Origin of the sequence: Beduinella massiliensis (assembly GCF_900199405.1) — a bacterium.
In the GTDB taxonomy this organism is placed as follows: domain Bacteria; phylum Bacillota; class Clostridia; order Christensenellales; family Aristaeellaceae; genus Beduinella; species Beduinella massiliensis.
In genome coordinates this window covers 22433-35788 of sequence record NZ_LT963430.1, presented here as the reverse complement: position 1 = coordinate 35788, position 13356 = coordinate 22433, and the positions used below count along the sequence as shown (strand labels likewise).

General features: G+C 59.7%; 12 protein-coding genes. 6 read left to right on the top strand and 6 right to left on the bottom strand.

Features of this window, described 5'->3' with window-relative positions; translation table 11 throughout:
- Positions 1–19: 19 nt before the first annotated feature.
- The 4 genes from uxaC (at position 20) to dctP (ending at position 3993) form a co-directional block, all read left to right on the top strand.
- Positions 20–1426: a glucuronate isomerase gene (gene uxaC, locus C1725_RS01035; RefSeq protein ID WP_102409835.1), complete on the top strand. Its 1407-nt coding sequence runs from the start codon at positions 20–22 to the stop codon at positions 1424–1426.
- Between the two features lie 45 nt (positions 1427–1471).
- Positions 1472–1798, top strand: a complete 327-nt coding sequence (locus C1725_RS01030; RefSeq protein ID WP_102409834.1) for a cupin domain-containing protein — start codon at positions 1472–1474, stop codon at positions 1796–1798.
- Positions 1799–1850: 52 nt separating this feature from the next.
- On the top strand, positions 1851–2810 hold the full coding sequence (locus C1725_RS01025; protein ID WP_102409833.1) for a bifunctional 4-hydroxy-2-oxoglutarate aldolase/2-dehydro-3-deoxy-phosphogluconate aldolase: 960 nt from the start codon (positions 1851–1853) through the stop codon (positions 2808–2810).
- A 148-nt stretch (positions 2811–2958) separates the two neighbouring features.
- Positions 2959–3993 (top strand): TRAP transporter substrate-binding protein DctP, encoded by a 1035-nt coding sequence (gene dctP / locus C1725_RS01020; protein ID WP_102409832.1) that lies wholly within the window; start codon positions 2959–2961, stop codon positions 3991–3993.
- A 138-nt stretch (positions 3994–4131) separates the two neighbouring features.
- On the opposite strand, the gene C1725_RS01015 is transcribed toward dctP, so the two are convergent.
- The 3 genes from C1725_RS01015 to C1725_RS01005 form a co-directional block, all read right to left on the bottom strand.
- Positions 4132–4791, bottom strand: a complete 660-nt coding sequence (locus C1725_RS01015; RefSeq protein ID WP_102409831.1) for a non-canonical purine NTP pyrophosphatase — start codon at positions 4789–4791, stop codon at positions 4132–4134.
- A 135-nt stretch (positions 4792–4926) separates the two neighbouring features.
- Positions 4927–6228: a TRAP transporter large permease subunit gene (locus C1725_RS01010; protein ID WP_102409830.1), complete on the bottom strand. Its 1302-nt coding sequence runs from the start codon at positions 6226–6228 to the stop codon at positions 4927–4929.
- A gap of 14 nt (positions 6229–6242) precedes the next feature.
- The gene (locus C1725_RS01005; RefSeq protein ID WP_102409829.1) at positions 6243–6815 is read right to left on the bottom strand and encodes a TRAP transporter small permease subunit; all 573 of its coding nucleotides are present in this window, start codon (positions 6813–6815) and stop codon (positions 6243–6245) included.
- A gap of 309 nt (positions 6816–7124) precedes the next feature.
- On the opposite strand from C1725_RS01005, the gene C1725_RS01000 reads away from it, so the two are divergent.
- Complete coding sequence (locus tag C1725_RS01000) at positions 7125–8153, top strand: PfkB family carbohydrate kinase (RefSeq protein ID WP_102409828.1); 1029 nt, start codon at positions 7125–7127, stop codon at positions 8151–8153.
- Between the two features lie 92 nt (positions 8154–8245).
- Here the strand turns inward: C1725_RS01000 and C1725_RS00995 are convergent, their stop codons facing one another.
- Positions 8246–9136 carry a LysR substrate-binding domain-containing protein gene (locus tag C1725_RS00995; RefSeq protein WP_102409827.1) on the bottom strand — a complete coding sequence of 297 codons (891 nt, stop codon included), beginning with the start codon at positions 9134–9136 and terminating at the stop codon, positions 8246–8248.
- Between the two features lie 204 nt (positions 9137–9340).
- On the opposite strand from C1725_RS00995, the gene C1725_RS00990 reads away from it, so the two are divergent.
- Positions 9341–10696, top strand: coding sequence for a cation:proton antiporter domain-containing protein (locus tag C1725_RS00990; RefSeq protein WP_102409826.1), 1356 nt, complete (start codon positions 9341–9343; stop codon positions 10694–10696).
- Positions 10697–11000: 304 nt separating this feature from the next.
- On the opposite strand, the gene C1725_RS00985 is transcribed toward C1725_RS00990, so the two are convergent.
- Complete coding sequence (locus C1725_RS00985; RefSeq protein ID WP_102409825.1) at positions 11001–12173, bottom strand: NAD(P)-dependent oxidoreductase; 1173 nt, start codon at positions 12171–12173, stop codon at positions 11001–11003.
- 12 nt (positions 12174–12185) lie between these two features.
- On the bottom strand, positions 12186–13256 hold the full coding sequence (serC, locus tag C1725_RS00980; protein WP_102409824.1) for a 3-phosphoserine/phosphohydroxythreonine transaminase: 1071 nt from the start codon (positions 13254–13256) through the stop codon (positions 12186–12188).
- Between the last annotated feature and the right edge of the window lie 100 nt (positions 13257–13356).

The following is a 13356-nucleotide window of genomic DNA, read 5'->3' as shown; positions in this document are numbered from 1 at the left end:
AAAAAACGGAGGTGCGATTATGAAGGAATTCATGGACAAAGACTTCCTGCTCTCGACCGACACCGCGCGTAAGCTTTACAAAGCAGCCCGTGAAATGCCGATTTTCGACTATCACTGCCATCTCAACCCGCGCGAAATTTATGAGAACATTCAATTCCGCAATCTCGGCCACCTGATGCTCGGCGGCGACCATTACAAGTGGCGCGCAATGCTCTCAAACGGCGTACCGGACGCGCTGTGCCGCGGCGAAGCCAGCGATTGGGATAAATTTTACGCCTTCGCCGGCACGCTCAAGTACGCGATTGGGAATCCGCTGTTTCACTGGACGCACCTGGAGCTCAAGCGCGTCTTCGGCATCGACGAGGTGCTTTCCGAGAAGACGGCCAAGGACGTTTGGGACAAGGCGAACGCCATGCTCAGGACGGAAGAATTCCGCTGCCGCCGCCTTATCGAAAAGTTCAACGTAAAGGTCATCTGCACCACGGACGACCCGTGCGACGACCTGCACTACCATAAGCTGCTGGCGGAGGACAAGGCGTTCAAGGTGAAGGTGCTTCCCGCCTTCCGTCCGGACAAGATCATCAACATCGACAAGGCGGGCTTCGTACAGTACGCATCGCTGCTGGGCCGCGTTTCCGGAAAGAACACGCTGAATTTTCAGGACATGCTGCAGGCGCTGGAAAGCCGTGTGCAGTATTTCCACGAGGTTGGCGCGCGCGTAAGCGATCACGCGCTGGATACGGTTCCCTTTGCCGCGCCGGATTACGCCGTGGCGCAGGAGGCCTACCGCAAGGCGCTTTGCGGCGAGGCGCTCACCGCGCTGGAGATCGAGACGTACAAGACCTGCCTGCTGCGCTCTCTGGGCAAGATGTATAAGGAACGCGGCTGGGTGATGCAGTACCACATCGGCGCGATGCGCAACAACAACACCCGTATGTTCGAGCGCTATGGCGCGGACGTGGGCTTCGACTCCGTGAGCGACGCCGAGATCGCCGCGAAGCTCTCCCGCCTGCTGGACATGCTCGACAACGAAAAGGCGCTTCCCAAGACGATCCTCTATTGCCTGAACCCGAAGGATAATTTTGTGCTCGGCACGATGATCGGCAACTTCCAGGACGGCGAGATCCCGGGCAAGATTCAGTTCGGCTCCGGCTGGTGGTTCAACGATCAGAAGCAGGGTATGATCGACCAGATGACGGCGCTGGCGAACCTCGGACTTCTGGGGCGCTTCGTCGGCATGCTGACCGACAGCCGCTCCTTCATCTCTTATCCCCGCCACGAGTACTTCCGCCGCATTCTGTGCGACCTCATCGGCAAGTGGGTGGAAAACGGCGAATACCCGGCGGACATGGATACGCTGAAAGAGCTGGTGCGCGGCATCTGCTACGGCAACGCCGTGGAGTACTTCGGCATCAAGGTCGACTGATCCCGCGCCGGGGCGCGGACGGCCAGAACGAGGAGGTTTTTCCCGATGGAAACGTACACGAAACCCGAAGCTCCATGGCAGGAGCTGGGCGGCGGCTCGCGCAGGCGCATTCGCTCCTATGACGAGCGGATGATGATGGTCGAGGTGGACTTCGACGAAGGCGGCGTCGGTGCGGACCACGCGCACCCGCATACCCAGATTACCTATTGCCTCGCGGGCGAGTTCGCCTTTCACATCGGCGAAAAGGCATATACGCTAAGGGCGGGCGACACCCTCGTCTTCCCCTCAGGTGCGGTGCACGGGTGCAGAGCCGTGAAGGCAGGAAGGCTGCTGGACGTATTTTCGCCCATGCGCGAGGATTTTCTAAAGTAAGGCGGCGCTTTTGCGCTTCCGATAAAGCCCTGATCTTTCTAAGGAGGAACGAATGATGGAAATTCTTGAAAAGCTCTCGCTGATCGGTATTGTGCCGGTCATCGCCATCGACGACGCGGCGGACGCCGTGCCGCTGTGCAAGGCCCTGTCCGAGGGAGGCTTGCCCTGTGCGGAGATTACCTTCCGCACCGCCGCCGCCGCCGAGGCCATTCAAAACGTCAGCCGCGAGCTGCCGGACGTGCTGGTGGGCGCGGGCACGGTGCTGACCTGCGAGCAGGTGGACCGCGCGGTCGCCGCCGGCGCGAAGTTTATCGTCTCCCCTGGCCTCAACCCCGAGGTCGTGCGTCACTGCCAGGAGGTAGGCATCCCCGTGACGCCGGGCACTTCCAATCCCTCCGACATCGAGACGGCGCTCTCTTTGGGCCTGAAGACCGTCAAATTCTTCCCCGCGGAGGCGGCGGGCGGCCTCAAGTACATCAAGTCCATCGCCGCGCCCTACGTGGACGTGACCTTTATGCCCACCGGCGGGGTGAATGAAAAGAACCTGCTCGATTACCTCTCCTTCGGAAAGATCCTCTGCTGCGGCGGAAGCTGGATGGTCCCCAAGGACGCGGTGAAGGCCAAGGATTGGGATAAGATCCGCGAGCTGACCGCATCCGCCGTGAAGCTGATGCTCGGCTTCGAGCTGGCGCACATCGGCGTCAACTGCGAAGGCGAGGACGAGGCCGTGAAGACCGCCGAGGCTTTCTGCAAGCTGTTTGGATGGCCGGTCAAGGTCGGCAACTCCTCTGTCTTCGCGGGCACCGCGATCGAGGTCATGAAGAAGAGCGGTCGCGGCCAGAAGGGGCACATCGCTATCCGCACCAACTTCCTCGCGCGCGGCCGCGCCTATCTGGAACGCCAGGGCTTCACGTTCGACGAGAGCTCCCTCGTCGTGAAGGAGGGCAAGCAGATCGCGATCTACCTGAAGGACGAAATCGCTGGCTTCGCCGTACACCTCGTGCAGAAGTAAAAATGCGAAAGAAGAATCGCGCGATTGCTGGATGACTTGTCGAAATTTCCTACTTTTTGCCTGTAAATCTTATTGACAACGGTGATCGTATCAAGGTATACTAAAGATAAGGTCACAGGTGTGACGAAGAACAAGGAGGTCGTTTCCAATGAAAAAGTTTTTGACCCTCGCGGTCGCCCTCATGCTGGTGCTGGGCCTTGCGTGCTCCGTATCTGCTGACGCGATCAAGCTCAACCTGAGCGAAGTTCACGTCGAAGGCTACCCGACGACGATGGCGGATGAGCACTTTGCCGAACTGGTGAAGGAGCGCACCGACGGCCGCATCGAGATCACCGTGTATCCGGGCGGCACGCTCTACGGCGCTGAGCCCCTCGCTATCGAAGCGATGGTCGTGGGCGACTTGGCGTTTGCGCGTGTCTCCGCGTCGCCGGTCGCGGACTTTGTACCCGCGATGAACGCAATTCAGCTTCCCTACCTGTATAAGAACGCGGAGCACATGTGGGCCGCGCTGAACAGCGAAGAGATCGGTCAGAAGATGCTGGACGAGGTTCAGTCCTCCGGCTCCGGCATGATCGGCCTGTGCTACTACGACGGCGGTTCCCGCTGCTTCTACACGACCAAGAAGGTCGAAAAGGTCGCGGATCTGGCTGGCCTGAAGATTCGCATGCAGGACAACGCGCTCATGTGCGACCTGGTGAAGGTCCTCGGCGCTTCTCCCGTAGTCGGCATTGGCCCGAACGAGGTGTCCCAGAACATCACGTCCGGCGTCATCGACGGCGCGGAGAACAACTGGCCGACCTACGAGTCCAAGGGCGACTACAAGGCCGCTCCCTACTACACGCTCGACCATCATACCCGCGTGCCGGAAGTCCTGCTGGCCTCTGAGACTGCGCTGGCCTCTGCTGGCGTGAGCGCGGAAGACATCGAGATCATCAAGCAGTGCGCGAAGGACACGCAGGAGTTTGAGATCGAGGCATGGAAGGCTCGCGAGGTCGAGTCCGAGAAGATCGTGCTCGAGGGCGGCGCGCAGGCGGTCGAGCTGACGGACGAGGCGTTTGCCGAATTCCAGAAGGCGATGACCGAGTCCAGCGACGTGCTGAAGGGCAAGAGCCTGTATGACATTTATGCCGCTGGCTACGAGGACACCGTTGAAGCGATCAAGACGCTGGGCGAGCAGTTCTAATTGTATCCAAACGAACGAAGGAGCATGGCAAAAGCCGTGCTCCTTTTGTGTTTTCTCTCAAGATGGGATCTTCCGCGGGCGGCGTTACAGATCAAAAGCCGTCCGCCTTTTTGCCGTCTTTGGAGGGGCGGGCGGCCTTCAGAGTCCCAGCGCCCGCGCGAGGAAGGCGCTTACCCGTCGATGTCGCGCCGTGACATGCAGTCGTTGGGGCTCTTGTGGAGGCGCAGGATCGGCGAAGTAGGCGTTCGTGTGCGGGTCGATCGAGAGGGAATCCAGCGGCCAGCCCGCATGGCGCAGTGGAGATGCGTGATCCACCATGTAGAAGGCGCCGCTCCTGTCTTCGGGATCGTTTTCCACGCACGACTCGACGCGACCGCCTTTGCAGACGGCGAGCCCGTCCAGATAATAGGCGAGTACCTTTCCGCCGAGTCCGCGTATGAGCGCAGCGTAGTATTCGATCATCTCGTCGTCGTCAAGGCGTTTCCCCTCGGGAGAGCGGACGTGCAGCCCTGGCTGGCGGGGATCGTCGATCGGCAGGCCGTCGAAATAGAGGCCGGAGTCGTTGCAGATCACCGGATCGAAAAAGCGGCCGTAAAACGCGGCCTTGATGCGCGCGTTTTCTTCGGGCGACCGTCCCGTCTCTGCAGGCTCTTCCACGACATGCAGATCTCTCAGCGTGAGAAAATGCACACCGCGGCCTTCGAGCAGGCGTTCAAGCCGATCAACCTTTGACGGATTTGTCGTCCCGATCAGTACGTCCAAACGAATCCCCCCTTCAGCGCGGATGAAATCAGGCATACCTTATTTTAACACAGCTCGCCCGCCTTGCACAGCCGTTTAGAGACATGCGTTTGCCGGTTTTGTACCTGCATGCTTCGCAGACATGCATAAAGGGCCGCCGCGAAAAACGCGGCGGCACATCATCAGGATAGCTTACATCATGTGTAGCGCGGTGGGCAGCCAGGTGCTCAGACCCGGAATAAAGGTGACCAGCAGCAGCGTCACGATCATGACCGCATACAGCGGAAGCATGTGACGGCTGGTGCGCTCGATCGGCGTCTTGCCGATAGCGCATCCGACGAACAGCGCCGTGCCGACAGGCGGCGTGCACAGGCCGCAGGCGAGGTTGAAGATCATCATGACGCCGAAATGCACGGTGCTCATGCCGACGGCCTGAACGACGGGCAGCAGAATGGGGGTCATGATGAGGATCAACGGGGCCATGTCCATGAAGCAGCCCAGCAGGAGCAGCAGCACGTTGATGACCAGCAGGAGCAGCACGCGGTTATGCGCCAGACCGCCCAGCGCAGAGATGAGCAGCTGCGGGATGTGCAGGTAGGTCATCATGAAGGAGAAGGCCTTCGCGGCGGCGATCAGGGTTAGAACGGTCGCCAGCGTCTTCAACGCGTTTTTGAGCACCTGCGGCAGCACCCTGAACTTGGCCGTACGCAGCACGAGGAAGACGATGACGAAGGTGTAAATACAGGCGATGGAGGCCGCCTCGGTAGCGGTGCACAGGCCCAGACCGATGCCGCCCATGATGATGACGAAGATCATCAGCGGAAGAATCGCGTTGAGGACGACCTTGCCGCGTTGTCCCTTGGGGACGGGATCGCACTTGGGGAAGTTCTTCATCTTCGCCAAAAAGAAGACGAGAATGCAGAAGTTGATGCCCAGCAGCACGCCCGGGACGAGGCCGCCGTAGAGCAGCGCGGCGATGAGCCCGCCCGCGTCTGCGGCAAGCGCGTAGAGCACCATGTTATGGCTCGGGGGAATCAGCACGCCCTGGCAGGCGGTGGTGACGGTCAGGCCCACGGCGAAGTCGTCGTCATAGCCCTGCTTCTTCATCATCGGTACGACGATGGAGCCCAGGGAGGAGACGTCCGCGACGGCGGAACCGGACAGATGACCGAACATCATGGAGGAGAGGACGTTGATGTACGCAAGGCCGCCCTTAAAGCGGCCGACCAGCAGGTTCGCCAGGTCGAGCACGCGTTCGGACATGCCGCCGACGTTCATAAATTCACCCATGACGATGAAGAACGGGATGGCGAGCATGTTGAAGTCGCACACGCCCTTGGCCATGGCCTGAATGAGGGACATGATGCCCTGTCCGCAGGCCAGCGCGCTGAAGATCGAGGCCAGCAGCAGGCAGAAGGATACCGGGATGCGGATCGCCAGCATGCCGACGAACGTGACGACGAGGACCACGATGGCCAACGTATTCGGATCCATACTTGTGTTCCTCCTTACTTCTTTTTCTCGTGTTCGACTTCGTACTGTACTTCGGGTTCGGAGTAAAGCAGGTCGTCGTCGTGCAGCACGCCCAGAAGCTGGAGGATGGAGTCATAGATGATGACGGATCCGGCGATGGGCATGGACATGTACTGAACCCAGCGGGGCCAGCGCGTGTTGGTCATGGGGAAGCGGCCCAGCTTCTGGCAGAGCTGCCAGCCAAAGTAGACCATGATGGCACCCACGGCCAGCGTCGCGACCTTGCTGACGATGTCGAGCACGCGGCGGCCGGTGCTGCCCGCCGGAAAGCGGTTGTAGAGGATCGAAATGCCGATGTGGAAGCGGTCGCGGACGCCCATCGCGCAGGCGAGGAACGTAAAGAGGGAAATCAGGATAAAGGCGACCTCTTCAATCCAGACGAATCCGCCCATCTTCGGAATGAAGAGGCGGACGAAGACGTTCGCGGTAACGATGGAAACCATTACGACCAGCGCGATTTCCGCGACGATCAGCATGATCGCGTGGATGACGCTGTCGATTCCGCGAAGGACTTTGGCAAGGCCCGTCTCATGCAGGTTAACCAACATAGCTTTGCATACCTCCCGTTTTTTTACTGGAAATCATAGAGAAACCAGGCGCCCAGCGCACGGGCTCGCGTTCACCTCCGCATCCATCCATAAATTCCACAGTTTTATTCCTATAATATATGAACAGTTTACAGAATATCCCGGTTTATGTCAAGTTCCTTTATCTATTTTTTGAAACATTCGTTTACAAATGCGTTCATCGTTCTTATTTGTGAACGTTCTGTGCGACTTTCTATTGCCTTGTTTCCAATTATGCCTTATAATGTGATCATATAAAGGCATAGAGCCGTGTAAAAAGGAGAGATTCCCATGTCTCGAGTAGTAACCTTCGGCGAAATTATGCTCCGCCTCAAGAGCCCGGCGCTCGAACGTTTTTTCCAAAGCCCCTCGCTGGAAGCCACCTTTGGCGGCGGCGAAGCGAATGTGGCTGTCTCGCTGGCCAATTACGGCATGGATACCGCGTTTGTGACCCTGCTGCCGGACAACGACATCGGCAAGGCGTGCCTGCGCACGGTGCGCGGATACGGCGTGGACGTGTCGAACATTCAGATGGTTCCCGGCCGCATGGGCATCTACTTCCTGGAGACCGGCTCCAACCAGCGCCCCTCCAAGGTCATCTACGACCGCGCTGATTCCTGCATCGCCAAGGCTGCGTCCGACGCGATTGATTGGGATAAGGCGCTCGAAGGCGCGACGTGGTTCCACATCACGGGCATCACCCCGGCGATCTCCCAGAGCGCGGCGGATCTGTCGCTCGCGGCGGTGAAGGCGGCCAAGGCGAAGGGCGTGCACGTCTCCTGCGACCTCAATTACCGCAAGAACCTGTGGAAGTACGGCAAGCGCGCGGACGAAGTGATGAGCGAGCTGGTGAAGTACGTCGACACCGTCATCGCCAACGAAGAGGACTTCCAGAAGTCCCTGGGCATCAAGGCGGAGAGCGACGTGGAGAGCGGCGAGCTGGACACGAGCGTCTACGAGAAGATCGCCAAGATGGCGATGAACAGGTACCCGAACATCAAGCGCGTCGCCATCACCCTGCGCGAGTCCAAGAGCGCGGACACCAACTACTGGGCGGCCTGCATCTACGACGGCAAGGAGTTTTACGTCTCCCGCAAGTACGCGATCACCGACATCGTGGACCGCGTCGGCGGCGGCGATTCCTTCGGCGGCGGCCTGATCTACGGCCTGAACGCCTACGACAACCAGCGCGACGCGCTGGAGTTCGCGGTGGCCGCTTCCTGCCTCAAGCATACCATCAACGGCGACTTCAACCTTGTCTCCGTCGCCGAGGTCGAGGCCCTCAAAAAGGGCTCCGGATCCGGCCGCGTGGAGCGCTAACTCCAATCGAGCGGGCGTGGGCCCGCCGCACAAAAAGACGCTGCGTCAAGGAGCTCGATGCTCGACGCAGCGTTTTTTTGATTCCGGAGCGCTCATTCTACCCGGTTGTGGTATTCCTGCTGAATTTCCTGCAGGATTTCCGGGTGCTCAAAATCCTGAGGGTAAACCATGTTGACCTGGCGCACCATGCGGCAGTTCTCAATCGGGCGGACGATCAGGCGCCCCTGCTGCTGCTCCTCGCGGCAGACGCTGTAGGAGATGATCGAGATGCCGAGGTTCGCCTCGACGATTTCCTTGATCGTGGAGACGCTGTCGACCTCCATCATGACGTTGAAATTCTGAATGTTGTAGCCGTTGCTGATGAGGTAGCTTTCGATCAGCTTGCGCGTGCCGGTCGACTTGGGACGCAGCACGAGGTTTTCCCGCTGCAGCTCATCGAGCGTCACGCTCAGGCGGGTGGCAAAGGGGTGCTTGGGCGAGACGATCAGGCACAGATGGTCGGTGCCCATCAGCACCTGCCGGTAGTGGTCGCCTGGCAAAATTCCGTCCACAATCGCAAAATCTATTTCATAAAATTTTAGCATTGCATCAATTTTTTTTATAGTTCCGCGCACAATTTGGACGTGTGTCCCCGGGTGTTGGTGGCAATAGGCAGCCAGAACTTGTGGCACGAAGATGTCGCTCGCGGTCGGCGTAATGCCCACCGTGAGCGTATGCACGGCGTGTTTGCAATCTTCGATGGCCTGATGCACCTTGTCGGATAGGGCGATGGCGCGGTGCGCATACTTGAGAAGCACCTCGCCTTCGGGCGTGGGCTTTAATTTTCGCTTTCCTTTTACAAAAATCTGGATGCCAAATTCCTGTTCCAGCAATTTTATGTGGTGACTCACTGCGGGTTGCGTCAGAGACAGCGCCTGCGCCGTCTTGGAAAAGGAACCGAGCTCCTCGAGCTTGAGCAGCGTCCGAATCTTGGGATCAACCATCTTGCCCACCCTTTATTATCAGTTAAATTTATAAAGAAGCAAAAAACTATAATTTGATTTTAGCATTTTCGCGGCCTATAATCAAGAGCAATCGAAGGAGTGTTGTGGCATCCCGAAAGGGATGCCCCCGTTTTTAGGCCGTTTGGCGCGCATGCGCCGCGCAAATCCCTGTGCAGACAGGGGTGAGAAAGGAGACGACTTCCCATGCCAACGCTTGCTTTGCAGCTTAACGATACGGCGAGGGTGATCCTGTGCCTCGGGACGACCCTTTTGGCTGCCTTTGCGTTCAGCAGGCTTACCAAGCTGATGCACCTGCCGAACGTGACGGGCTATATTCTCGCGGGTATCTTCATCGGGCCGTATTGCCTCAAGCTGGTGGACGCGCCTATGGTGAACTCGATGAGCTTCGTTACGGATATCGCCCTGGCTTTCATCGCCTTTGGCACGGGACGCTATTTTAAATGGTCGTCTCTGAAGCGAAGCGGAGGCAAGATCTTCTTTCTGACGGCGATGGAATCGCTGGTCGCCGCCCTTCTAGTGACGCTGGCGATGCTCTTCATCTTCCACCTGCCGCTGGCTTTCTCGCTGTTGCTGGGCGCGATCGCCTCCGCCACCGCCCCGGCCTCCACGCTGATGACCATCCGCCAGTACAAGGCGAAGGGCCACTTTGTGGATACGCTGCTGCAGGTGGTCGCGCTTGACGATGCGGTCTCTCTGCTTGCCTTCAGCGTATGCGCGGCAATCGCCCAGATGTCCGAAAGCACGTCTGGCTCCATGATGGCGACCGTCGTGCTGCCCATCGTGTACAATGCCGTCGCCATCGCGCTGGGCGTGGGGCTTGCGTTGCTGCTCAAGGCGCTGCTGCGCCACGTGCATTCCTCCTACAACCGCCTGCTGTTGGTGGTCATCATGCTGCTGGAACTGTCGGGCGTGTGCTCGGCGGTGAACATTTCGCCGCTGCTCTCGTGCATGGTGCTCGGCGCGGTGCACGCCAATATCTCCAAGGGCGAGACGCTGTTTAAGAAGGTCGACCGGTTTACGCCGCCGATCCTGACGATCTTCTTCGTCGTATCCGGCATGCGCCTCAACGTGCCCGCTCTGGCGACGGCGGGGGTCATCGGCATCACGTATTTCTTCGTCCGCATCGCGGGCAAGTTCCTGGGCGCGAGCATGGGCGCCGCGATCATCCGCGATACGCCGGAGGTTCGCCGCTACCTGGGCCTCGCGCTGATTCCGAACGCGGGTGTGTCCATCGGACTGGCAGCGCTGGGCGAGCGCATCCTCTCCCCGGAAATGGGCGCGTTGCTTTCCACCGTCATCCTGTCCTCAGCGGTGCTCTACGAGCTGGCGGGCCCCGCCTGCGCCAAGCTTGCGCTCTCCCGCGCGCACGTGCTCACCCCGGCGCAGCTCAAAGACAAGCCCGAAACGCCCCCTCACGAGGCGCATGGATCGCGCCTGTGCGACGGCTCCTGCGACGCGCCCCCGAAGGGCGGAAAGAGCGGACGTCCGGTTACCGGCGGCGCGCTCCTCTCCTGCCACAAGGGCGGGCCGATAAAGTAAAAGAAAGAAGCTCCGAAGGCAGCGAATACCGCTTTCGGAGCTTCAGACAGTTGACAAAGTATCGTCTTGTAAAAGGGGATGTATGAAGGGGAAGCTTCCCCCTTCATGTGGAATCGTATCGACCGGCTTTGCCGGTCGGGCGGGGCGTTTTCCGTAGTCAAATGCGCAGCATTTGCGGAGGAAAACATCACCCGTGACATTCGTGCAAAATGAACCTTCTTTTTGCACGAGGCCATCGACTTGGTCGATGGCCAGAAGCTCCGAAGGCGGCCAATACCGCTTTCGGAGCTTCTTTTTTGGAAACTTACATGCCGAGCATGCGGACGCGCAGCATTCCATCGATGGCAGCGAGCGACGTCTGCAACGCATCGGGGTTTTGCGGCATTTCGTCCAGGTCGACGACGGTATAGGCCAGAGACGCGCGCGAACGGTTCACGAGATCGGAGATGTTCAGGCGCTGTGCGGAAACAGCCGCCGTGATCGAGCCCAGCACGTTGGGGATATTCTGGTGGATCAGGCAGATGCGCGGCTTGCTCACCGGGGCGAGCGCCACATCCGGCAGGTTGACGCTGTTTTGAATCGAGCCGTTCTCCAGATAGTCGCGCGTCTGACGAGCCGCCATGACCGCGCAGTTCTCCTCAGATTCGGGCGTCGAAGCGCCCAGGTGCGGGATGCACAGGACGTTCTTTACCAGGAGCAGATCGTCAGATGGGAAGTCCGTGACGTAGCGGGCGACCGTGCCGTCCGCGAGAGCTGACAGCATCGCCGCGCTGTCTACCAATCCCCCACGGGAGAAGTTCAGGACGCGGACGCCCTTTTTCACCTTGCGAAGCGCGTCGGTTCCGATCATGCCGCGCGTTCCGTCGGTCAGCGGCACATGCAGCGTCACGTAATCGCACGCGGCGAGAAGCTCGTCCAGCGAGCCCGCGCGTTCGATCTGGCGGGAAAGCAGCCAGGCGTGTTCGACCGTGATCGCCGGGTCGAAGCCCATCACGTTCATGCCCAGAGCAGCCGCCGCGTTGGCGACGCGCAGGCCGATCGCGCCCAGGCCCACGACGCCCAGCCGTTTGCCCGCGATCTCCGGCCCCACAAACTGCCCCTTCCCCTTTTCGACCTGCTTTTCGACCGCCGCGCCCTGCCCCTTGAGCGTCTTAGCCCACTCCACGCCGCCCGTCACGTCGCGGCCGGAAAGCAGCAGACCGGCCAGCGTCAGCTCGCAGACCGCGCCCGCATTTGCGCCCGGCGTATTAAAAACACAGATGCCGAGCTGCGAGCATTTGTCCACCGGGATGTTGTTGACGCCTGCGCCTGCCCGCGCGATGCTGAGCAGCGAATCCGGAAGGGCGGTGTCCTGCATCGCGGCGCTGCGAACGAGGATGGCGTCCGGTTCCTGCATGTCGGGAGAAACCGTATAGCGATCGCCGAGCTGGCCGAAGATCACGTCCGAAATCGCGTTGAGCGTTTGAATCTTGTACATATCGCTGCCTCCTTACGCGTTCTTCATCTCAAACTGCTTCATGAAGTCCACCAGCGCCTTCACCCCCTCGACGGGCATGGCGTTGTAGATGCTTGCGCGCATGCCGCCGACCGTGCGGTGCCCCTTGAGGTTTACGAGCCCCGCCGCTGCAGCCTCCTTCACGAACTGCGCGTCCTTGTCCGGGTCGCCGGTGACGAAGGTCACGTTCATGCGCGAACGGAACGCCTTTTGCGCCGTGGGTTTGAACAGGCGGCTGTCGTCCAGGTAGTCGTAGAGCAGCGCGGCCTTTTCGACGTTGACCTTTTCGATCGCCTCGACTCCGCCGAGGGAACGCAGCCATTCAAAGCCCAGCTTCGCCACGTAGATGGCAAACGTATTGGGCGTATTGTACATGGAATTTGCCTCCGCTTCGACCTGCCAGTTGAGCAGCTTGGGGCAGAGCGGATGGGCGCGGCCGAGCAGATCCTCGCGCACGATCAGCACACACAGCCCCGCCGGCCCGATGTTCTTCTGCGCGCCGGCGTAGACGACACCGAACCGGGAGACGTCATACGGCTCGGAAAGGATATTCGAGGACATATCCGCGACCAGCGGGACGCCCTTCGTGTCCGGAAGCGCCGTGAAGCGCGTGCCGTAAATCGTGTTATTCGTGGTGATGTGCACGTAATCCGCCTCCGGGGAGACGTCTGCTTCCGGCACAAAGGTGTAGTTTTCCGCGCGCGAAGAGCCCGCGATGCGGACCTCGCCGTAGCGCTTCGCTTCCTCGGCTGCGAGGTGCGCAAAATTGCCGCTGTCCACGTAATCGGCCCTGCCCGTCTTCATCAGGTTGAGCGGCACAGCGGAGAACTGCTGCGTCGCACCGCCCTGCAAGAGCAATACCTTATAGTTTTCCGGCACGTGCATGAGCTCTTTGAGCAATTCGACGGCTTGGTCGAAGATTTCCTGATACATCTTTGATCGATGACTCATCTCCATCACGGACATGCCCGTAGAACCATAGGAGACGAGGTCCTTTTGAACCTGTTCCAGGACGGGAAGGGCGAGCATGGAAGGACCGGGCGAGAAATTGTAGACGCGTTTCATGTAATGAGCCCCCTCTTTCTGATGGTGATAAGTTTGGCCCGTCGCCGGGTTATCGATTATTATGATCGCTTTAGCACGGAAAAGCAAGAGGTTTGGCAAA

Coding starts and splice junctions, on each gene's coding strand:
- C1725_RS01030 (WP_102409834.1), top strand. CDS start 1,472: ATGGAAACGTACACGAAACCCGAAGCTCCATGGCAGGAGCTGGGCGGC.
- C1725_RS00995 (WP_102409827.1), bottom strand. CDS start 9,136: ATGGTTGATCCCAAGATTCGGACGCTGCTCAAGCTCGAGGAGCTCGGT.
- C1725_RS01000 (WP_102409828.1), top strand. CDS start 7,125: ATGTCTCGAGTAGTAACCTTCGGCGAAATTATGCTCCGCCTCAAGAGC.
- uxaC (WP_102409835.1), top strand. CDS start 20: ATGAAGGAATTCATGGACAAAGACTTCCTGCTCTCGACCGACACCGCG.
- serC (WP_102409824.1), bottom strand. CDS start 13,256: ATGAAACGCGTCTACAATTTCTCGCCCGGTCCTTCCATGCTCGCCCTT.
- C1725_RS00990 (WP_102409826.1), top strand. CDS start 9,341: ATGCCAACGCTTGCTTTGCAGCTTAACGATACGGCGAGGGTGATCCTG.
- dctP (WP_102409832.1), top strand. CDS start 2,959: ATGAAAAAGTTTTTGACCCTCGCGGTCGCCCTCATGCTGGTGCTGGGC.
- C1725_RS00985 (WP_102409825.1), bottom strand. CDS start 12,173: ATGTACAAGATTCAAACGCTCAACGCGATTTCGGACGTGATCTTCGGC.
- C1725_RS01005 (WP_102409829.1), bottom strand. CDS start 6,815: ATGTTGGTTAACCTGCATGAGACGGGCCTTGCCAAAGTCCTTCGCGGA.
- C1725_RS01015 (WP_102409831.1), bottom strand. CDS start 4,791: ATGCCTGATTTCATCCGCGCTGAAGGGGGGATTCGTTTGGACGTACTG.
- C1725_RS01025 (WP_102409833.1), top strand. CDS start 1,851: ATGATGGAAATTCTTGAAAAGCTCTCGCTGATCGGTATTGTGCCGGTC.
- C1725_RS01010 (WP_102409830.1), bottom strand. CDS start 6,228: ATGGATCCGAATACGTTGGCCATCGTGGTCCTCGTCGTCACGTTCGTC.